We start from the raw sequence: 21,689 nt of genomic DNA, 5'->3' as shown, positions 1-21,689 counted from the left end.
CTCCAAATCACAATATCTTCTTGATTTTAAAGAATATAAGACTTCCCACAACGATCAATGCACTAAGCCCGATAACCACCGGATAACCCATGCGGGATTCCAGCTCTGGCATGTATTTAAAGTTCATTCCGTACCAACCAACGATGAGGGTCAAAGGCATGAAAATGGTTGTAACCACGGTAAGGACTGTCATGATTCTGTTCTGTCTAACATCCAGCTGTGACTGATACAGGTCGTTAAGCTGGATAGTATAGTCCCTGAGGTGTGTAGCTGAGTCGTAGAGCCTGTCTACACGGCTTGAGAACATGTGGAAGTAACGAATATTGTCCTCGTTAAAAAAGCCGTTCTCATTTTCCTCAAGCTCCTGACCAAGATCCAAGAGCTGCTCATAATGAATTCGAAGATCTCTGATGTCGCCACGAATCTCGTTGTTTCGCTCCATGTGGGCAGTCTCTGCGTTAGTCATGATATCTTTTTCCAGACTATCAAGCTCGTACTCGTATCTCTGCATGGTCCTAAGGTCATTGTGGATAATAAGTTCCAGGAAATCATATAAGAAGCGCTCAAGACATGGCTTTTTCCACTTCTTGAATCTCTTGATCTTAAGCACCAGATCCAAAGCAAAGCCGTTTTCATCTATGAATACAATTCCTGTTTCATCAAGGGCAAAGGAAAAACTCTGGGGCTCAGAAGTATGGGCTGACTGGGTTGGAATACAAAAGGTTCCAGTCAGCGAATCGTAGTTAACTTCAGCCTTGGTGGAATAGATCTCCTCACTGTTAAGATCAAAATCAATTCCCATGTCAAAGTTTTCATTCTGCTCTACCCACTGGGCCGGAGTCAGAATTGCAACATAGGGTGCAGCAGCATCATGGCACTGCTCAGCACTACATTCTTCAAGTTCATTGTTGATCAGAAAAAACATGTGATTCCTCCCGGTTAGAAGATTATTGTATCAATATCAATCACTTCTGCTCTACAGCTGAAGTCTCATCATTCCATGGGTCATAAGGTTTGACATTCTTCTTGTGATAGATTACAAAGATAAGCACGATTGCAGCAAGCTCAACAATCATCGCCATGAGGGATCCCTCGAGTCCAAAGTCTACACTGTAGGCAAAGCTATCTCTGGCAGATGCAAGGTCAAGCTTGAAGATAGAAAATGGTGTGATCTGTCCGCTATTTGGAAGTCCAAGGATAATATTCTGTGTGTAGTTCCAAGCCGCGTGAACAGCCATTGCGCACCACAAGCTGTCCATATAGTAAACCATCATGGCGAACAGCACGCCAATCAGGAATATATTTACAATTGAAAGAATAGTTACTCCAGGATTAAGCAAATGCAAAATTGCAAAGAAGGCTGAGCTTCCAACTATAGCCACTATTGGACTGCGATAGCCTCTTCTTAATGCCTGATACAAGAAGCCTCTGCATACCATTTCTTCACAGGATGACTGAACAAACACTGCTATAAAAAGAGCTATCAGCTTTACAGGCTGGATAGAATCAAAATATACAGCTATGTCCTTGTTCAGTATTGCAGCAACTGCACAGGTCATATTCATCACAAAGCCTATAAGAAGGCCAATCAGAAGAAACTTAATGTTATTTCCCTTTGGCTTTGTCCAGACTGCCTTAACAATTGGGGTATATCTTTTTATAATGCCGCAGAACAAAAGCATTGCAGCCCATATGCCACAAAAGGCAAAATACATACTAAAGATGTTCCAAAATCCTGTCTCGTCCCCAGCTATCAGATCTTCAAAGGGCTGATAGACCATTAAAAGTGCAAGGGCCGATCCCACAAACTGCATAACCAAAAAAGTGATTATATACAAGATAATAACTGCATCAAACCATTTAAACTTTTCTGTGTGAATCCTTTTAAAAATGCTCTTCTTTTCTTCCATACATTGTCTCCCTATATAGTCATATTATTTCCAAGCATCTAAACTACTACTTTATTATACCCCAGACATGTCAAAATCGGGAATAAAGCTCTCCTTAGCAGTCTCTCCCACCTGCATAAATCCCTTAGTTACGCCAAGGTTTGCTGCGTAGTCCACGAGACTATCGTAGTCCCTATCCGTGACTTTTCTGTTGATCTCAGGGAACTGGGCCAGTTCTCCATTGGGCGTGAACTGATTCATAAGACTGATGTAGATCTTATCTCCATATCTCTCATACAGGTACTTCACTATCATCTTGGCCTGGATCAGCATTCCAGGCATAAGAAGGTGACGAACCACAACGCCCTTAGCCATGATCTTATTTTCATCACTATAGTCAGATGTAGACTCACCCTCAGCATTCCTGTTCACAGAACCACTATCATTCTTTTCAACAACAAACTCTGTCACCGGGCACTGTCTCACCATCTCATCTATGGCAGCCTTGGCGGCCTCCACATATCCACGGGCATTGCTGTATTTCACAGCATCCTCATCCCTTATGTATTTAAAGTCAGGCAGATAAATATCCACCAGTCCATCCAGCATCTTAACGCTGTCCACCTCCAGGTAAGATGAGGTGTTAAGAAGGAAGGGCAGGTCAAATCCATCACTCTTTGCCTTCTCAATGGCAGTGACGATGGTAGGTATGAACATATCTCCTGTCACCAGGTTAATGTTGTTGGCGCCTCTTTCCTTCTGCTCCCAGAAGATCTCCACAAGGCGGTCGGTACTAATGACCTTACCGATCTCACCCCTACTGATCATCCTGTTCTGGCAGAATACGCATCCCATATTGCAACCAGAAAAAAACACAGTTCCAGAGCCATTAGCGCCTGATATGCAGGGTTCTTCCCACATATGAAGAGCAGCCCTGCTAACATGCAGCGCCGCGCCTTCGTTACAATATCCTTTTGTCTCATACCTGTTCACTCCGCACTTTCTGGGACAGAGTTTGCAAGCCTCATATTCTCTATATCTCTCGGTACTCATATCCATATACCATATCTAATATCAACATGCCAGCCCATTACACTCTTCCAAGCTGCATGCGATAGTACTTCTCATAAAGTCCGCCCTTTGCAATAAGCTCCTTGTGGGTTCCACGCTCCTTGATTCCATCCTCATTAAGAACGATGATCTCGTCAGCCCCAAGAATTGTAGACAGTCTGTGGGCAATGGTGATGGTGGTTCTTCCAATAGCAAGCTTATCAAGACTTTCCTGAATATAGCGCTCTGACTCATTATCAAGGGCACTGGTAGCCTCATCCAAAATCAATATCGGCGGATTCTTAAGGAATACTCTGGCAATGGCAATTCTCTGCTTCTGTCCGCCAGATAATCTTGCACCTCTTTCTCCAACCTGAGTTTCAAAGCCATTTGGAAGGCTCTCGATGAACTCAAGAAGATCCGCGTTCCTAGCGGCCTCCACTATTTCCTCCATGGTGGCATCAAGCTTACCATAGGCAATATTCTCTTTTACCGTTCCATTAAAAAGATATACATCCTGCTGCACAGTTCCAATGTAGGAGCGAAGGGACTTCTGGGTCACATCCCTTATATCTGTGCCATCAATCTTAACTCTTCCTCCTGTAACATCATAGAATCTTGGAAGCAGCGAACAAAGGGTAGTCTTACCACCACCGGAAGGGCCAACGATAGCCACTGACTTACCGGCATCCACGTGAAGATTAACGTGATCAAGCACTGTCTCCTCATCACCATAGGAGAAGGAAACGTCCTCATAATCAATGACTCCCTTTACATTAGACAGCTCTTTTGCATCAGCCTTATCAACGATGGCGGGCTCAGTCTCAATAACCTCAATGAATCTCTCAAAGCCTGCAAGGCCCTTCTGGAGCTGCTCTGTAAACTCCACCAGCACGTTAACAGGATTAATAAAGATGTTGATGTAGAGAGCGTAGATAGCCAAGTCCTCTCCGGTCATCTGGCCCTTTGCAATAAAGAAGCCGCCTGCCACAAGGACAGTTATGTACATAAGGCCCTCGAAGAAGTTGTTGCCGGCATGGAAGATACCAAACTGCCTGTAGTTCTCCTGCTTGGAAGACAGGAACCCTTCATTGCTGACATCAAACTTCTCCTTCTCAATATCCTCACCGGTAAAGGATTTCACAACTCTGATACCGCCAAGGGTATCCTGAAGGGAGGAATTGATAATGGCGATCTTCTTACGGTTATCCCTAAAGGTCGCCCTCATTTTCTTATTCTTGGTAATTGAAAAGATAGCCATGCACACCACAACTGTCACAAGGCACAGGGTCATTGGCACATTGATCATCATAAGAAGGATAAAAGAGCCAATGATCTTAACCACAGAGATAAAGATGTTCTCAGGGCCATGGTGAGCCAGCTCAGAAATATCGAACAAGTCAGACACCAGCTTACTCATCATTTCGCCGGTGTTGTGAGTATCATAATAGGAAAAAGAAAAGCTCTCGAACTTGTCAAAAAGCTCCCTTCTCATGCCAGATTCCATGCGGGCTCCCATCATGTGTCCCTGGTTGGTAACATACCATCTGCAGGCGCTTCTGATAATATAGAGCACCAGCAAAAGAGCTGCTATTATACCCAGCTTACTCATGATAACGGAAGGCTCCTGAAGGAACAGCGTAGCTCTTAAGTATCTAAGGAACTGAGGAAATGTCAGGTCGATTATAGATAAAATCGACGCACATAAAAGGTCAAACAAAAACACGCCAATGTAGGGCTTATAGTAAGGAATAAACTTCTTGATCAGGTCCATAACTTCTCCAAATTCTGTATTAAACTAATTCACTTCTTTTTTGACAATCGTACAAACAATGTGATCTGTAGTCTTATCATTTCATAATACATGGCAATTCCGCCAAGTACAAATATTATATCAGTAAATCCGAACCACACACCAAAAATCTGCACCAATTCTCCAAATGAAGGAATCATGCCAAGAACGCAGATCATCACGAAGAACATGTGAGTCTCGATAGGTCCAAGTCTTGGGAAAAGAAATTCATTAAGGTATCTGATGTAGTTCATGGCGGTAAACATCATAAGTGCATAGACAGGCACCAGAAATACTGCGATCTGGAACTTCACCACCCCTGCAAAGGCAAGAGCAATCACCAGATATGTGATGTGAATAATGTCTGTCAAAAGATCCAAGAAGGCCCCTGCATCTGAGGACATATTTCTTTTCCTTGCAATGAAACCGTCCAGGTCGTCGCAGATAAGATGGGCCACAAGACCCACGATGGTTCCAATAAGGAAAAGCCTGTTAAAATGGGCAAGGCATCCGCAGATAATCCCCACAAATCCAAAGGTCGCCCCCAGCATAGTCATCTGATTAGGAGTCATGTTCTTTGGGATAATCTTGCCGAATGTGCCGTAGATCACGCCGTAGGAGGCGTTCTCCAGCTTACTTGGAATTATTTTTTTTACCTTGTTCTCTTCTTGCTTGTTATCGCTGCTCATCTTGTTATTATTCCTTTTCGTTATTCGTTATCGTTCTTACGCTTTCTGAACATATTAAGGACAAAAGACCTAATGTAGTCGCCGTAATTGATGAAGTCGTAAATGCCCTGCCTCTGAGCCCTTAAAAAGAGCCTTATAAGAAGCACATAGTAGTGGAAATAGAAGCGCTTTACACTTATTTTATCAGGCTTTGCCACCACATGGAGGTAGTCAAAGTGGGAAGGATTGTCTGTTATGATCCTGTCCTTGTACTTATTATAGGTCTCAAGGCCAAACTCCGGCGTAAAGATAGATACCGCCACGTGTTTAAGGCTATGCTCCCTTATATATCTGTAGAGGTTCCTGAAGTCCTTGCCAGTAAAGCCAAGATCCAGAATGAACATTCCCATGATGTTAATGCCAAGCTCATTGCAGATCTCGATAGTCTTTGAGTTGTTTTCCATGCTGGATCTTTTGTTGTAATCCGTAAGATAGCTGTCATCAAAGGCTTCAAGGCCCACCAGAACATAGTAAAGACCTATGTCACGGAGCTTTCTCATAAGCTTTTTATGCCTTGCAATAAAGTCTGACCTTCCGTAGCAGATGTATCTCTTTTTGATCTTTCTCTTTTTGATAAGGGTGATGAATCTCTTAAGCCTCTCCTCATCAAAAAGGAAATCATCATCTACGATGTAGATATTATCTGACTCAATCTGCTCGATCTCATCCACAACAGCATCAATGTTGCGTCTTGAATAAGCTCCGGCGTTCATCCTGTTGCGGGCACAGAACCTGCAGTGATATGGACAGCTAAAGGCCGTGCGAACCCAGGCTGCATGCTTAAGCTCAAGGTACCTGTAGTTATCCGGATGGGCATAGAAGTAGCTTCTGTCAGGAGCTGGTAAAAGATCTATATCAAAGGGCTCCTGCTTGTTGTAATGCCACTGTCCATCTTCTTTGTAGCAGATTCCAGATATCTCTTTTAACACAATATGCTGATTCTGGAAGATGGAATAATCCACCAGGTCAAGGATCTTGTAAATATCGAAGGATGTGAGGATGTAATCCACATAGTCCCTGTACATGCGCTGGTAGGCCAGCTGAACATGAAGACCGCCGATGATGGTAAGGGTATTAGGGTTATAGTCCTTGGCGTTCTGGCAGTACTCCAGCATGAAGTTCTCTTGCCTTGTTCTTCCGCAGACGTAGACCACGTCTGGCTTGTACATTTTAAGAGCCTCAGGAACAGATATCTTTTCCACCTGTCCGTCGTAGAGGTATACTCTGTGGCCCTTTTTCTTAAGCATGATGGAAATCTGCTCCAGCTCTAAACATTCGTTTTCTATTACCCCGACAAAATTGTATCTGGTTCTGGAAATCTCAGGGTGGATCAACAGAAAACATAAATCATTTCTTTTCATTCTTTAGCTGCTCTTCCTTACTTAATTCATTGTAAGCTATTTTACCCACCAGGGTTTTAGGGAGTTCGTCCCTGAACTCGTAAGCATATGGCCAGGAGTACTTGGCCAGATTCTTCTCACAATGTTGTTTGATACTTTCAAGCTCTTCTGAGCTCTTTTCCACACCATTCTTAAGAACGATGAAGGCCTTAGCCACCTCCACCTTGTATTCGTGTGGAATTCCGATAACACAGCTCATGAGAACGTCTGGATGAGAATCGATGGTGTTCTCGATGTACTGCGGATAAATGTTGTAGCCTGAACTTACGATCATTCTCTTAAGTCTTTGCTTGAAATAGATAAAGCCGTCCTCATCCATGTAGCCCAAATCTCCGGTGTGGAGCCAGGTAAGGCCGTCCTCATGGACTCTCAGGGTCTTGTCCGTTTCCTCTTTATCCTTAAGATAACCCTTCATCACTGATGGGCCGCTGATGGCGATCTCACCCTCTTCTCCGTAGGGGAGCTCCTCTGTGGTGTCAGGCTTTATGATCTTGTAATAGGTGTCTGGATAAGGGATTCCAATACTTCCCTCTCTGTAGTATTTCTCAGGTGTAAGGCAGCTTCCCGTAACGCACTCGGTAAGGCCATAGCCTTCTCTAACCTGAATATCTGCGCCGTGCTCATGAAGGAATGCATCAACCTTGCCCTTAAGGCTCACAGACAGTGAATCACCACCAGAGATAACACACTTAAGGAAGGACAGATCATAGCCTTCCAGGTGCTTATTCTTAAGCAGTGCCTCGTAAAGAGTTGGCACTCCTGCGATGATGTTAGGCTTGTACTTCATTAGGAGCTTGTGGAATGTGGCTGCGCTAAAGGTTGGCAGGATTATGCTGGTTCCGCCAAAGTACTGCACTGTATGGATGCAGATTCCAAGGCCAAAGCCGTGAAAAACAGGCATGATGGACAGCACCTTATCCTTTTCATGTAGACAGGCACAGGCTTCAAAGCTCTGCATTGCCAGGGCATTAAAGTTAAGGTTGGTAAGCTCGATTCCCTTTGGATAGCCTGTAGTTCCGCCGCTGTAGAGAATGCTAGCAACCCTGTTGCCGATTCGATAGTTCTTTTCACCAATTGTTACAACTGAATTGTTGTCAAAAGAGCTATCGTCTTCACCGGAAGTTAGTGGCCCTGTGTATCCTGCTGCCCCGGAGATGAACTGCTTCCAGGATATTGCGATATCGCTTTTCTCTACCTTGATCTTCCTGCCCTTTGTCACCTGGAAAAGAACTCCCATGTAAAGAGGCATAGAATCCTTAACTGATACCACGATGGCCTTTTCAAGGCATGTGTCCTTGGCCACGTGATTTATCTTGTTGAAGGCCAGGTCAATTGTGACAATGAACCTGCTCTCAGAAATATCGATGTAATACTTAATCTCACGCTCTGCAGAAAGAGGGTGGATCATGTTGGAAATGGCCCCGATCTTATTAAGGGCATAGAAGCTAATAAGCGCCTCAGGAGTGTTTGGCATGCAGATGCTGACTCTGTCCCCCTCATTGACGCCCAGAGCCTTAAAGGCCCTTGCGCACTCGTCAATCTGCTCTATGAACTTTTTAAATGTGGCCTTGGTTCCAAAGTAATTGTAGCTGATGTTGTCCCCGTGCTTATCAGCTGACTCTTTTAACAGGTCATATACGGAAATATCCGGATAATCCAGGTGCTTTTTCACGTTGTCATAGTACTTGTACCATGGTGTTTTTACTTCGATCAATATGTTTTCCCTTTACTCTTTTTCATTTTTGGATTCAGATATTATCTTGTAATCTCTGTATTAGTCGCGGTTCTCGATGATCATGTCATGGATCACATTAAACAGATATTCATTAGCTTCCGGCACTTCCATGCCAGTCACGTCCACCGGCTTACCATACACGATCTTCAGATTCTTGCTCCTAAATTTGTAATCTCCAGTGATGGAATAAGGCACGATTTTTGATCCAGTCCTAAGGGCCATCACCACTGCACCCTTCTTGAAGGGAAGCAGAACCTCATCCGTGTAATTTCTTTTTGCCTCCGGTGAAAGGTTCACCAGGCAGTCGTCCTTAAGGCACTCTATTGCTGCCTCCAGAGCCTCCTTGTTTCTGTCAGCATGGAGATCAACTGGGATTGTGCCCATGGCCTTGAAGAACCATCCAAATATTCCGTCATGAAGCTCTTTCTTAGCCAAAGTGTGCACCACTCTGTTTGTGGACACATCCACCAGGATCGGATCCAGCGCATGCTTGTGATTGCCGGCAATTACCATTCTTCCCTCAGCTGGGATATGCTCCGCCCCAATGATCTTAGGATTGTAAAAAGAGCTAAATAACAGCCCCAGGAAAGGCCTGAAGGTGAGGTAAAGCTTTGCCTTCTTTTCTCTATTGTTCAATTTATAATTCCCCTTTATATTTCAGCCAATCTAGATTCAATCATTATTTGCGTTCCAACTCGATGTAGCTTTCGATTGATCTTTTGGTTAATATTCTCTGAATGAGTTTACCATTCAAACTAAGGAACATACAAATATTTTTCTTGGCCGGAATTTTGTCCATGTATCCTAAAGTCTTCTTCTCCTTTGGATAAAAGAGCTCCTCCCTGTACATGTAAGGTTTAAGCAGGGCGTCCAGCTCTTTTATGTTGTACTTGTAGAAGGGCTTGTCCATAAACACCGCCCCTGACATCTCCACAATCCTTGATACAAAGGACATGCAGTTCTCAGCCTTGTAGATCCTAAAGCCGTGAAGGATGCCCATGGTGGCCATGGAATACACGTTGAAGATGTAGTCCTTGTCGTTTTCTATTTTGTTAATGTACCTTTCGATGCGTGCCCTATTCCTGTCTGTCACAGGCACCTTGAAGACCTTGAGCTTAACGTTCTTGTGATCTCCGTAGGCATAGCAGTCCAGAGTCTCATGCATGAATCCACAGTCAAAGGGTGCATAATGCTTTCTTCTTGAAAATGTAACGAAGTCCTGAAGTGGCTCCTCCATGCACACTGCAATGTGGGTGTACTCATATCTGAACAGCGCCCTTGCTATGGCACCAAGGCCTGTGTGAGCCTTCACCAAGGCTACGTAAATATATGATTTTGTCTTTGTATTTTTAACATCACTGCATTCCATACTGTTCATTTCGTCATTCATTGTTTTTACCCATACTTTTTGGGTAATACTCCTTGTTTTTCATATATTGCCCAATGAACTCTACCTTAGCTTGGGCAATATCCTTTATTTTTCTTATATTACCCAAAGATCATTACCTTAGCTTGGGCAATATCCCTTATTTTTCTTATATTACCCAAAGAGCAACACCTTAGCTTGGGCAATATCCTTTATTTTTCTTATATTACCCAAAGATCATTACCTTGGCTTGGGCAATATCCTTTATTTTTCTTATATTACCCAAAGATCATAACCTTGGCTTGGGCAATATCCTTTATTTTTCTCATATTACCCAAAGATCATTACCTTGGCTTGGGCAATATCCCTTATTTTTCTTATATTGCCCAAAGAACTCTACTTTAGCTTGCTCTTCTCACTGTGTATATATTAGTAACAGTTCATATCCCCGGTTTGTTGCAATTTCAGTTATTATATCGCAGATGCCATGTTTAGAATGTGAACAATCTGTATATAAATAATGACCATCATGTATCGTTTTAATATCTAATAAAAACAGCCACCCAACTGGGTGACTGTTCACTAATCAATTGATGTATCTTTTTATCTGATAAATAAACACTTCAATATGGCGATGGCATCTCACTGCCTGTATCAGTAAGTAGATATCTCGCAGCCCACATCATACATGTAATCAACCGCTGCACCTAAATAATCCTGCTTGCAATCTACTGGATTACCATAAAAATCAATAACATTATATTCGCCATACCAATCTTCAGACTTATATTTACCTTCTGGATTTACAACATTAAGGCATCCAGTTTCCTTTTGATAAACTACCATTGGTTCTCTTAAGTAGAAATTATGTGCATAATAAAAGCTTGGTTTTAAAAAGAGATTCCCTGCTTTATAGTTAAAATTGAAATAAAGAGCTACTGCTCATGCCTTCAGCTCCTGATACAGACGTCTGATATCATCTTCTCCAAGTGCGATCGGATTGTTCTTAAGTCTTTCAATATTAACAGCATGAACCAGAATATCCAAGTCTTCATCCTTAATATCTGGAAGGTCCATTTCAAGCTCTTTTAACATGTCTTCGTAGATGTGAAGGGCCTCAGCTGGCGTATGAGCGCCAAAGCACTCAGCAAGGAAATCGAACTTCATTCTGACGTTATCCAGATCTTCTTTGGTCATTTCAACACGTGATGCACATGCTACAGAACTCATCTCAGATTCTGGTAATCCACATTCTGCCCCAGATTCGCGCTGTTTATCCACAACCTCCAACATCCATCTCCACAGAACACCCACGCAAAGCGCAGCCGCATGTCCATGGGCAAAGCCGTACTTAGTTGTGATCTTGTAACACATGGCATGCCCTGCAGTGGTCTGGGTTATGTTAATGGCGCGGCCTGCTTCCAAAGAGGCCATCAGCATCTTATCGTAGGTTGTGGCCTTGGCACCAAGGTAAACCCTGTAATTGTCCATGATTGCTGTGATTGCCTTCTTGGAATGTTCCCTACTTTCTTCGCAGCTCTTTACAGACCAGGCGGATTCGATGGCATGGCACAGCGCATCCAGCATTGTAGCCTTCTTCTGATAAAGCGGAAGGTTAACCAGCACAGTGCCGTCAAGGAGCACCAGGTCTGGGATCAGTGAATCATGGGCCACAGACTGCTTCTCACCCTTGTAATAAATAACTGCAAAGCGGGTAACTTCTGAGCCTGTTCCCGCTGTAGTTGGCATTGCCATGAAAGGAATGTCGTTAGCACTATTCTCTGAAGTCAGAAAGCTACCGTCTTCTCCGTCGCCGTCTTTATAGGCATAGAGCTTGATGCACTTGGCAACATCCATGGCACTTCCGCCACCTATAGCAAGGACTGCGTCGCAGCTATTATCCCTATAAGCCTTTACTCCCTCAAGAACTTCCTCGTACTTGGGATTTGGGGTAAAAGAACTAAATCTTACAAAGCTGGTCTCTCCCTTACTCTCAAGCTCTTTTACAAAATCCGCAATGCGGAGCCTGTCCATAGACTTTCCTGCCACAAGCAAAATTCTCTTTATATTTCTGGAAACAATAAAGCTCTCCAGATCTGCATAATCCTTATAAATCTGCATGTTTTATAAAACTCCCTTTTTGGAATTACTGATAACAGGCACGTCTGATTCGTCCTTATCATCTATATGTGCGCCAGAATACTTCTTGGTTTCCTTAGCAATGACGCCAGATAACAGCAGCACAGCCACTATATTTGGAATAGCCATAAGTCCGTTCAATATGTCAGCAATGTCCCATATCAGGTTAAGTTCCACGATAGAACCTACGAACACTCCCAGTACCCACAGAACCTTGTAAACAGGGATAGCTCTTTCTCCAAAGAGATATACCGCGCAGCGCTCTCCGTAATAGTACCATCCAAGGATAGTTGAGAAAGCAAAGGTGATGAGGCCAAAAACAAGAATAGAAGTTCCGATAACCGGTATCTTACCAAAGGCAAGGGCTGTAAGCTCTGAGCCATTTCCGGAAAGTCCGTCGATGGAAGAATTCTTGATAATGCTTGAAACCAGCACCAGGCCTGTCATAAGGCATACAACCACAGTGTCCCAGAAGGTTCCTGTCATGGAAACAAGGGCCTGTCTCTTAGGATTTCTGGTCTGAGCCGCAGAAGCCACAAGGGGCGCAGATCCCATACCTGACTCATTGGAAAAGAGTCCTCTTGCAAAGCCAAATCTGCAAGCTGCTGCCACGGTACTTCCCACAAAGCCACCTGTAGCTGCCCTTGAAGTAAATGCAGAAGTAACGATTACTTTAACTGTTTCTCCGAGAACATCAGCATTCATGACGAGAATAATCAGACATCCAATTACGTAAAATGCTGCCATGAAAGGCACAAGCTTTTCTGAAACCTTGCTTATGGACTTGATTCCGCCTATGATAACCATGCCAACGATCACGCACAGTACAATGGCAGAAACGTAAGTTAATATCTTTTCACTCTTGGCATCACTGGCAAAATTCTGATTTATATTGGCAACGATGGCATTGGACTGCACTGTACAGCCTATTCCAAAGGCGCAGACTGCAGCAAGAAACGCAAACACAATGCCCAGCCACTTCATTTTAAGGCCTCTGTGCAGAGCGTACATTGCGCCGCCCAGCATGGTTCCATCTTCACTCCTAACTCTGTATTTAACCGCGATCAGGGTTTCCGAATACTTGGTGGCGATACCAAAAATTCCTGTAAGCCACATCCAGAACACAGTTCCCGGGCCACCCAGAGCAATGGCGGTTCCAACACCTACAATATTTCCTGTTCCAATTGTTGAAGCCAGGGCCGTTGTCAGCGCTCCAAACTGTGAAACATCGCCATCCACATCGGGATCCCTGGTCACTGAAAGCTTTATTGCCTTAAATATATCCTTCTGAACAAATCCTGTTCTGACAGTCATAAACAGGTGGGTTCCAAACAACAATATAATAAGGGGCCATCCCCACAAAAAGTCTCCAACATTCTTAATTACTGCAGCAAAACTCAAGTCACATATTCTCCCTTCCTGCATCACGCAGATAATTCATAAACTGCTTCTTATTTTCAATGGCAGTTGTTGTGGGGCGTCCCAGGTCATCCCTTGCTCCAAGAGCACATTTTACCTCAAGGAATGTAAGGCCCTTGCTAACGCCTGCCACTTCCTTCAAGGCTTCCTCCAGCTCTTTTTCATTATTTGCTAAAAGAACTGTCTCATAACCGCAGGCCTTTGCCACACCGGTAAGGTCTGTACTACCGGCAACTGTAGGCTGTCCGCCAACTGTATCGTGGGCGCCATTGTTAATAACAACATGCACCAGGTTAGAGGGCTTCACATTACCAATAACCGCCATGGCTCCCATATGCATCAGAGCCGCACCGTCGCCATCTATGCACCACACTCGTCTGTCTGGCTTGTTGATTGCAATTCCAAGAGCTATGGAGCTGGCATGTCCCATGGAACCTACAGTCAGGAAGTCCTTTTCATGTCCCTGTCCATTTCTTTCTCTAATTTCAAATAGCTCGCGGCTTGCCTTTCCTGTGGTGCTGACGATCACGTCTCTTCCGGCAGTATCAGCAATACGGCTAATGGCTGTCTCTCTTTTTAGCTCATGATCATTGGAATAATGAGCTTTCTCATTATAGATAAGAGAGCCCTTTTTGATCACAAAGGCAACAACCTTGCCTTCTGAAAGCTTTTCCTTGAAGGCGTCATAGATATCCACAATATTTTCTTTTGTGGTTTCTTTATCCACAACCATGTAGGGGATATCCATAGTTTCAAGAAGCTTACAGGTAACCTGACCCTGAAAAACGTGCTGTGGCTCATCGTGAACGCCAGGTTCTCCGCGCCATCCAATTATCATGACACAGGGAATACCATAAACTGCTGTATTCATAAGGCTTGCCAAAGGATTGATCACATTTCCTTCGCCGCTGTTCTGCATATAAACAACAGGCACCTTGCCTGTAGCCATGTGGTATCCCGCGGCTATAGCCATGGCATTGCCCTCATTGGCCGCAATTATGTGGTGCTTAGGATCTGTCCCATAGGTATTGACCAGGTAGTCGCACAGTGCCTTCAGCTGGCTGTCAGGAACTCCGGTATAAAAATCTGCTCCGATTATATTAAGAAAATCTGTAACCTGTACATTAGTTATTCTCTTTCGTACAGCCACAAGATCTTCCTCAGTGTCTATCTCGCCACACACTGCATCTTCCTCATCCAGTGCCATGATGCAGCACAGATCTGACACTTCGTTAAAGGCATTCTCCGCATAGCAGGAGGTTTCGCCCCTTTCGCAGAACTTTACAATCTCATCAAGCCAGATTTTAAAGTCATCTCTTTTTACCTTATACAGGGGCTGCGCAGCCATGGCGTCCATGAAGAAGTTAACACCTACAGCTGTGATTCTGTCTGCCCTTAATACTGCCTTGAAGTCCTTCTTAGGTAAAGGAGCTGTTGAACTAACCACCATGCAGGAATCCTTGGATTCTACCACATCCTTAAGGACCTGCCTTTCGAAGACCAGATCCCCATGCATCAGGATGATGTCGTCATCAAGCTCGTCCTTAGCCAGGAACATGGAATAGATGTAGTTGGTGTCCCCGAATCTGTCGTTGTGGGCAAAAGAAATCCTGGCTGAAGGATTTAGCTCTTTTACGTAAGCCTTAAGAACCTCAGCCTGATAGCCTGTGGTGATGACTATATCCGTAATGCCCTCATCAATCAGCATATTAAGCTGCCTCGATAGGATGGTCTCCTTGTCAGACAGCGCTGTCATGCACTTGGGCTGGGAGTTTGTAAGGTCTCCCATCCTGCTGCCTCTGCCAGAATTAAGAATTAGTGCTTTCATATTAGCCCCTCGTCATTCTTAGTTTCGTGTGTTTCTATTTTTATTGTATGAACATATCGTTATCAGCCAGTTACAGTGAGCTTACGATGTAGTTCCACAGCGCAGTTGTGGGCTGTGGCTGATAGTGAATGCCATCATTTGGATCAATAGTGATGTTGTTAACGCAATAGGTATAAAGATCTATGACCTTGACGCCGTGGTTATTGGCCCAGGCAACAAGGGAATTGTTGAAGGCCACCATTCTTTCATTGTCGTAGTATGGCCTATCGTCTGCCTCAAGGCTCTCATCCTGAGATGGTCCAACGGTGCAAACCACAAGCTGCTTGCCACTTGAAAGGATACTTTCGTAAAGGGGTGCATAGCTTGAGAAATCGCCGTAGTTGTTGGCTCCCATCCAGAAAACAACGGTGTCAAAGTTATCAAGACCTGCGCTGTTAACCGCCTCGTAAGCAAAGTTGGTGGCAGCTGCGTTTCTGCAGTAAACTGTAATTCCGTTGTAGACACCGCCCATGATCTCTGTGGCGCCGCCATCAAACATATCTACAGTTCTTGAATCGCCTATAAAGAGGATTCTGCCGTAGCCCTGTTGCTGGGGCTGGGATGACTGCTGAGTCTTTTCTGCATTCGCCTGCTGGTCCTGAGTCTGATCTGTGTTTGTCTGGTTATCCTGTGCTTGCTGCCCAGATGCTGTTTTATCATTTTCACCAGTCTTGGATGCTGATGCATCGTCTGACTTGCCATCTGCAGATTTGCTAGAATCCTCTGCTGCCGCGTCAGAAGCAGAACTACCTTCACTACTTCTGTCAGGAGCCACGAAGGAATCGCCCCTCATGTACTTAAACACGTTCAGAGACTCCAAAGGATGTCCCTCAAAATCAAACATAGCCTGATTATCCCAGGAGCATCCGCCGTAGTACTTGCCTGCATCCTCAGGATCGTAATCAGAAGCATAGCTGCTAGCCCAGCCGCTTCCGTATTTCTCCCAGATTGCTGAATTATCAGCGTTTGCAGGGCCCACCGGAATCCAGGTGCCTTCCCAGTAGAAAATACCAAGACCACCTACAGCATTGACGCTGCTGCAAATATCGTGAATCATCTGGCCCTGTCCATCTACGGAAGCGCCATAGCCCTCCACCAGGTCATTAACTGAAAGGCTGTTGCCTGAACCGTCGCCGTCCTCTGTTGTGTAGCAGTAGGAAGTCTCCGCCAAGAACACCTTTTTTTTGTATCTTTCCTGAATCAGCTCCAGCACTCGGCTCATGTTCTCCATGGAGCCGTCCCAGAAGGGATAATAGCTCATGCCGATCATATCAAAATCAAGCTCGTTACTTACCAGCTTGTCCACCAGATCCAGCACATCTGCCTTATCCTGAATCCTTGTGTAGTGGACAACCACCGATATCTCTTTATCATAGGAGGCTGATACCTCGCGGATTGCCTTGCTCCCTTCTTTCAAAAGAGCTATGACATTATCCAGCTTGGTCTCGCCACTCATTCCATAGTTGATTTCATTACCAGTCTGGACCATGCCCACGTCTACGCCAGCTTCAAGAAGCTCAGCAAGGCTATTCTTGGTAAATTCATAAAGAGCTGTCTCTTTTTCCTCAAGGTTCATGCCTTCCCATGCCTTAGGCGCGTGCTGTCTCTTGGGGTCTGCCCAGAAATCCGAATAGTGGAAGTCTATCATCACCTTCATTCCAGCATCGGTAGCTCTTTTACCAAGCTCTATAGCTGTGGCCAGGTCGTTGTTACCGCCGCCATAGCCGTTGCCCTCTGCATCGTAGGGGTCATTCCAGACACGAAGTCTTATGTAGTTAACGCCAGAATCTGCCAGCACTTCAAATACATCCGCTTCGTTTCCCTCAAAGTCGTAGTATTTGACGCCGCTGTTCTCTTCCACAAGCACAGAGGATGCGTCCATGCCGCAGATAAAGTCCTCTGGAAGACCATCTATAGGATCCTTCCAGGAACCTTGCGAGTCATCAGCAGTAGATGCTAGACTTGCTGCGTCACCACTCATTTCTTCAGTTGATATATCATTGGAATTGTTAGAAGATCCATCCGTGCTGCCATTATTCCCGGCACAGCCAAACAGAAGGCTAGCCCCCAGCATAGCAGACATAACAAAAGAACATATCTTTTTCTTATTCATACTTCCCCCAAAATATTCAGCTCTTTTCATGACTTCCTATCAATTATACTATACAATCGCCGAATATTTCGGGTAAAACTAGAAAAAAAGAGCTTAAGTCCTTGTTAGACCTAAGCTCTTATCCGACCTTTATCAACGAGACTTAAGAAGGCATCAACCACTTCAGGATTAAACTGGCTCCCGGAGCCTTCCTTGATTATTGATATGGCCTTTTCAAAATCCAAATGTTCACGGTATGGTCTGTCAGAATACATCGCATCAAAGCAATCCGCCACGGCGATAATACGCGCCACCTGAGGGATTTCTTCGCCTGAAAGCCCATTTGGATAGCCTTTTCCGTCTTGCCTTTCATGATGAGCCAGGGCTCCTACGGCAAGTTCAGGGGCAACGCTTACATCTTTTAACACCTCGTGACCTTTTGTGGTGTGAGCCTTAATTTCGTTATACTCATCATCTGTGAGCTTCCCAGGCTTATTGAGCACAGCTACAGGAATTCCCACCTTACCAACATCATGCAAAAGACCTATGCGGTAATACTTTTCTACGGTTTCATCGTCGTACCCCATCTCTTTGGTGATCAGGGCTGTATATTTCGCCACTCTTTCCGAATGGCCGTTGGTATACTTATCCTTCATATCAATAACTTTTGCAAAAGCTTCTGATATCTCGGATGCAAGTACAACGCTCTCCTCCTGCTTCTTTTTAAGGAAATCTATATAGTCCTTGTACAGATAAATGCCCATAATTACGGTAAACAGCAAAAGTCCAAAGCGCAGATAAGTTAAATCTCCGTAGCTATTAAAGAAATGATAGCGGATCATATCTATAATTGCTCCCAAAACGAAAGCAAAGAGTCCCCAAAACACAGTGCGCAGCAATGTCTGCTTGATTTTCCCATGACGTATAGCCCGAGCAACAAGAATTACAGCCAGCAAGAAATGACCAATTATAACAAACTGCGAAACGTAAACAAGATGGTAATAGTCTGTCACGCCGCTCTGTGTCAGTCCTACCTGAAGTAAGAAATCAATAAGACATACTATCATCATGCCAGATAATACCTTGTGATGCGACTCTCCCGTTATACTGGAGAAAAATGAAAGGGATGGATAGGGCAAAAACACAAGAAGCATGTATTCTATAACTCTGATAATTTCAGGGCGCCCTGTCAGTACCTGAAGAAGAAGCGTATCATTAAAACCAACAAAGCCGATCATTATACAGGATATACCAAATGATATGAAGTCTATGCCTGATATTTTCATGGCAATATTGCCCGTAAGTCCTGCTATAACAAAAAGCAATCCTATAATTATGGTTGTTACACACTGAGAAAATGCAGAGAGATTTCTTTTAAATACACTTGTCATGTACTGCCCAGAATCGCTAATAGCTATGTCTTTTATAGCTGCTGGCGTATTGGAAAATATAGGAAGGATATCCAATCTTATAGTTGTACATCCCTCTGGAATTGCTATGGTATGATATTGCATGCCATAGGAAATGCCCAAGTGCTTTGGAAGCACAGGCTCATAATCGTAAAGCATCTCATCGGATGCATATACAACAAAGTTGGTATCAATAGTCTTGAAGCAAATTGCCTTGTCTACTGTGTTAATCCTACTGATATCCAAGGTGACAGAATGGTTCCCAAGGGCAAGATTATAAAGATCGACTGACTCTCCATTTTCATCAATCCAGTCGTTATTAATACCCTTAACCACACCGGTATCAGTGCGTTTCCCAGGATTACCTGATCTAATGCTGAAAAGCACAAAAACCAAAAGAATCGATATGCAGATTATTTGTTCTATGCCAGAACGAACTGATTCATTCTTTCTTTTCATGGTTATTCCTTTACTTCCTGCTCGTAAGAGCCTTCACCATTTCAAAGAATCCACATATATTTGCGTGTGTTGTATTTGTGTATGTTATATCATTTATGTTTTATCAGTTTCGCGGGAATTTTCATAGTTTTGTTATTCTCGGACATGGGACGGGTTGTGGAGCATTTAATTTGGATATAACGCACCATGCACCAGCATTCAATGAATTCGCCTTGGCGCGCATGGCGATAGTTGTATCAATCTGAGTCTGTAGCACTATCCATGTCAAATTATGCCTCAGGAAATCATTTTCGCATTCCTTAGGCCAATACCTGATGATTCCATCTCATAGTCACATTTACTGGTCCAGCAGATTCTTAAATACCTTTGTAATATGCGACTCTCCTTTATGATTCCATGTGAACTGTACATCACTTCCGATTGAAGGCTTTTGGGTCAGATCATCCGAAAGCTTCGCAGGAATCAAAAGTTCCCAGTAGCGCACCTTATATTCATCTCCATCTATAGCTTCTACTACGCCAAGGTGTTGTTCAAATATCTGCATAAAGCCTTCTTGAACTTTAACTTTACGATAGCTTGGAAATTCTTTATTGATCTCCTCCAGACGCTTTTCATCTTCCAGCTTTTCAAAATCAGCGCTCTCAATAAGCTTTCCTTTAACGCCTGCAAAATCATCACTAAGTGGAAGACACATAAGGGCATCGAATGTATTGCCCTGAGAGTCCGTGATCCCACACTCTGCGCCACGTTTAAACCCAAATCTTGGATAATAGTTTGGTTCTCCCATAAGTGCAATAGCCTTTATGCCTGCTTCTTTGGCAAGCTTTATGGTCTCTCTCATTAGAGCACCACCTATATCATTTCCTTCCATGGTAGGCTCCACCGCAAGGGGACCGAAAGTAGCTATTTCGTGCCTAACATCCCCATCCACAATCCATGCCTTGGTATAGTAAACTGCGCCAACTACTTTGCCATCCAGCTCCGCTATACGACTTATCTCAGGGATATAATCCTTGGATTCTCTAATAATGCGAATAAGGAAATGCTCTGTACATCCAGGCCAATACTTATTCCAAAAGCTACGCATGGTCATAAGTTCTGTTTCTTTATAATCTGCAGGTGTTTCTGGTCTTATGATCAAATTCTCTATCAATGCTGCTCTCCTTATCTGTTAAGCTCTTTTGTCTATATGCATTCATTTTATCACGACTTTTCGCGTAATATACCTGTTCACACACATAAAAAGCGAGCTGAAGGATGGAAATATGCCATCATTCAGCCCGTTGATCATGTTAAAAGATATTATTCTTACTTAGCAACTACGTTGTTTCCCTTGTGGCGCTTGATTCCAGTGCATCCACCGGATTTAATTGTCTCTTTTACGAATACATTCATGATGTCTCCGTAGCCGGTCTTGCCATCCTTATCATAGCTTGTTTCAAGAGATTCAAATTCGCCATCAGAATAAACAATCGCCATGGAATTATTATCCTGAGTCTTGATAAGAACAAGGGTCTTGGACTCTGTAGTAACTTTTGTATACTCGTAATCCTCTGCTCCAAGGAACTCCTCGATATCCTCAACAGCCCCTGCCATAACTGTGGCAGCTGCGTTCATATCCAGCTCAACTGGAGTCTGAACTGCTTCTGCAGGCGCTTCCACAGGAATATCTATAGTTGGCACCTCTTCCTCAGCCATAGGAATATCGATTGTTGGTACTTCTCCCATATCCATCGGAATGTCGATTGTTGGAACCTCTGCCTCTTCTGGAAGGATATCCAATGCTGATGGAGCTTCCTCTAAAGGAATATCCATGGAAATATCTGCTTCCGGTGCTGCTTCTGCTTCCATTGGGATATCTATGGTCGGAACTGCTTCTGCTTCCATTGGAATGTCGATAGTTGGTGCAGCCTCTGACATAATATCCATCGCAATTGCTTCAGATAATGATGGTTCCTCAGCTGGTGGTTCTACCAGAGCATCCATCATATCTGGTGCAGCCTCTGCCATTTCTGGCATTGCTTCAGCCATCTCTGGCATCACTTCGGCCATCTCTTCAGGAATTGGTTCCTCTATAACGATGACTCCTGCTGTGTCCTCCATTCCTTCGATTGATGGCTCTACAAGAGCATCTATCTCTGCAGGTGCCTCAGGGTTCTCTGTTGGAACTGGCATATCACCAGCAGCTATCATCGCTGCCATAACAGGATCTATATCCATGCCCTCAGGAATTGCTGGTGCTTCGGCAACTATCTCTGGTGCTGCCTCTGCTACTGGCTCCTCTGCCGGCATTTCAACTGGCGCTTCTGCTACTGCTTCGGCTGGCGCCTCCGCTACTGGCTCC

17 protein-coding genes are annotated in these 21,689 nt (G+C 44.1%); all 17 read right to left on the bottom strand.

The window, feature by feature from the left end; genetic code table 11:
- Nucleotides 1-7 precede the first annotated feature (7 nt).
- Nucleotides 8-925, bottom strand: coding sequence for a CorA family divalent cation transporter (locus T541_RS0117500; protein WP_026653861.1), 918 nt, complete (start codon nt 923-925; stop codon nt 8-10).
- A 40-nt stretch (nt 926-965) separates the two neighbouring features.
- Nucleotides 966-1,910, bottom strand: coding sequence for a CPBP family intramembrane glutamic endopeptidase (locus tag T541_RS21955; RefSeq protein WP_051538343.1), 945 nt, complete (start codon nt 1,908-1,910; stop codon nt 966-968).
- 54 nt (nt 1,911-1,964) lie between these two features.
- Nucleotides 1,965-2,948: a radical SAM protein gene (locus tag T541_RS0117490; RefSeq protein WP_330375741.1), complete on the bottom strand. Its 984-nt coding sequence runs from the start codon at nt 2,946-2,948 to the stop codon at nt 1,965-1,967.
- A 31-nt stretch (nt 2,949-2,979) separates the two neighbouring features.
- A complete protein-coding gene (locus tag T541_RS0117485; protein ID WP_026653859.1) occupies nt 2,980-4,713 on the bottom strand; it encodes an ABC transporter ATP-binding protein in 1,734 nt (577 codons plus the stop codon).
- A gap of 29 nt (nt 4,714-4,742) precedes the next feature.
- Nucleotides 4,743-5,420: a CDP-alcohol phosphatidyltransferase family protein gene (locus T541_RS0117480; RefSeq protein WP_026653858.1), complete on the bottom strand. Its 678-nt coding sequence runs from the start codon at nt 5,418-5,420 to the stop codon at nt 4,743-4,745.
- A gap of 20 nt (nt 5,421-5,440) precedes the next feature.
- Complete coding sequence (locus T541_RS0117475) at nt 5,441-6,820, bottom strand: B12-binding domain-containing radical SAM protein (protein ID WP_026653857.1); 1,380 nt, start codon at nt 6,818-6,820, stop codon at nt 5,441-5,443.
- Nucleotides 6,807-8,573: an AMP-binding protein gene (locus T541_RS0117470; RefSeq protein WP_242840803.1), complete on the bottom strand. Its 1,767-nt coding sequence runs from the start codon at nt 8,571-8,573 to the stop codon at nt 6,807-6,809. Before T541_RS0117470 ends, T541_RS0117475 begins: the two co-directional genes overlap by 14 nt.
- A 60-nt stretch (nt 8,574-8,633) precedes the next feature.
- Nucleotides 8,634-9,230: a lysophospholipid acyltransferase family protein gene (locus tag T541_RS20260; protein ID WP_081780019.1), complete on the bottom strand. Its 597-nt coding sequence runs from the start codon at nt 9,228-9,230 to the stop codon at nt 8,634-8,636.
- Nucleotides 9,231-9,273: 43 nt separating this feature from the next.
- Nucleotides 9,274-9,984, bottom strand: a complete 711-nt coding sequence (locus T541_RS20255; RefSeq protein WP_051538342.1) for a hypothetical protein — start codon at nt 9,982-9,984, stop codon at nt 9,274-9,276.
- 630 nt (nt 9,985-10,614) lie between these two features.
- On the bottom strand, nt 10,615-10,806 hold the full coding sequence (locus T541_RS0117450; protein ID WP_026653854.1) for a hypothetical protein: 192 nt from the start codon (nt 10,804-10,806) through the stop codon (nt 10,615-10,617).
- 96 nt (nt 10,807-10,902) lie between these two features.
- Nucleotides 10,903-12,081, bottom strand: a complete 1,179-nt coding sequence (locus T541_RS0117445; protein WP_026653853.1) for a phosphonoacetaldehyde reductase — start codon at nt 12,079-12,081, stop codon at nt 10,903-10,905.
- Nucleotides 12,082-12,084: 3 nt separating this feature from the next.
- Nucleotides 12,085-13,500, bottom strand: coding sequence for an amino acid carrier protein (locus tag T541_RS0117440; protein ID WP_026653852.1), 1,416 nt, complete (start codon nt 13,498-13,500; stop codon nt 12,085-12,087).
- A 1-nt stretch (nt 13,501) separates the two neighbouring features.
- On the bottom strand, nt 13,502-15,346 hold the full coding sequence (gene aepY, locus T541_RS22115) for a phosphonopyruvate decarboxylase (protein WP_081780018.1): 1,845 nt from the start codon (nt 15,344-15,346) through the stop codon (nt 13,502-13,504).
- Nucleotides 15,347-15,416: 70 nt separating this feature from the next.
- Nucleotides 15,417-17,498: a glycosyl hydrolase 53 family protein gene (locus T541_RS21255; RefSeq protein ID WP_242840802.1), complete on the bottom strand. Its 2,082-nt coding sequence runs from the start codon at nt 17,496-17,498 to the stop codon at nt 15,417-15,419.
- Between the two features lie 110 nt (nt 17,499-17,608).
- Nucleotides 17,609-19,345 carry an HD-GYP domain-containing protein gene (locus T541_RS20935; RefSeq protein ID WP_026653850.1) on the bottom strand — a complete coding sequence of 579 codons (1,737 nt, stop codon included), beginning with the start codon at nt 19,343-19,345 and terminating at the stop codon, nt 17,609-17,611.
- A 337-nt stretch (nt 19,346-19,682) separates the two neighbouring features.
- The gene (locus tag T541_RS20240; RefSeq protein ID WP_051538340.1) at nt 19,683-20,498 is read right to left on the bottom strand and encodes a GNAT family N-acetyltransferase; all 816 of its coding nucleotides are present in this window, start codon (nt 20,496-20,498) and stop codon (nt 19,683-19,685) included.
- Between the two features lie 155 nt (nt 20,499-20,653).
- A partial coding sequence (locus T541_RS21730) for a hypothetical protein (RefSeq protein WP_197025189.1) occupies nt 20,654-21,689 on the bottom strand: 1,036 nt, incomplete at its 5' end.

The sequence above is a fragment of the Butyrivibrio proteoclasticus P6B7 genome (assembly GCF_000622085.1).
In the GTDB taxonomy this organism is placed as follows: domain Bacteria; phylum Bacillota; class Clostridia; order Lachnospirales; family Lachnospiraceae; genus Butyrivibrio; species Butyrivibrio proteoclasticus_A.
The sequence above is the reverse complement of the archived record's forward strand: the minus strand, read 5'-3'. Positions and strand labels throughout refer to the sequence as shown.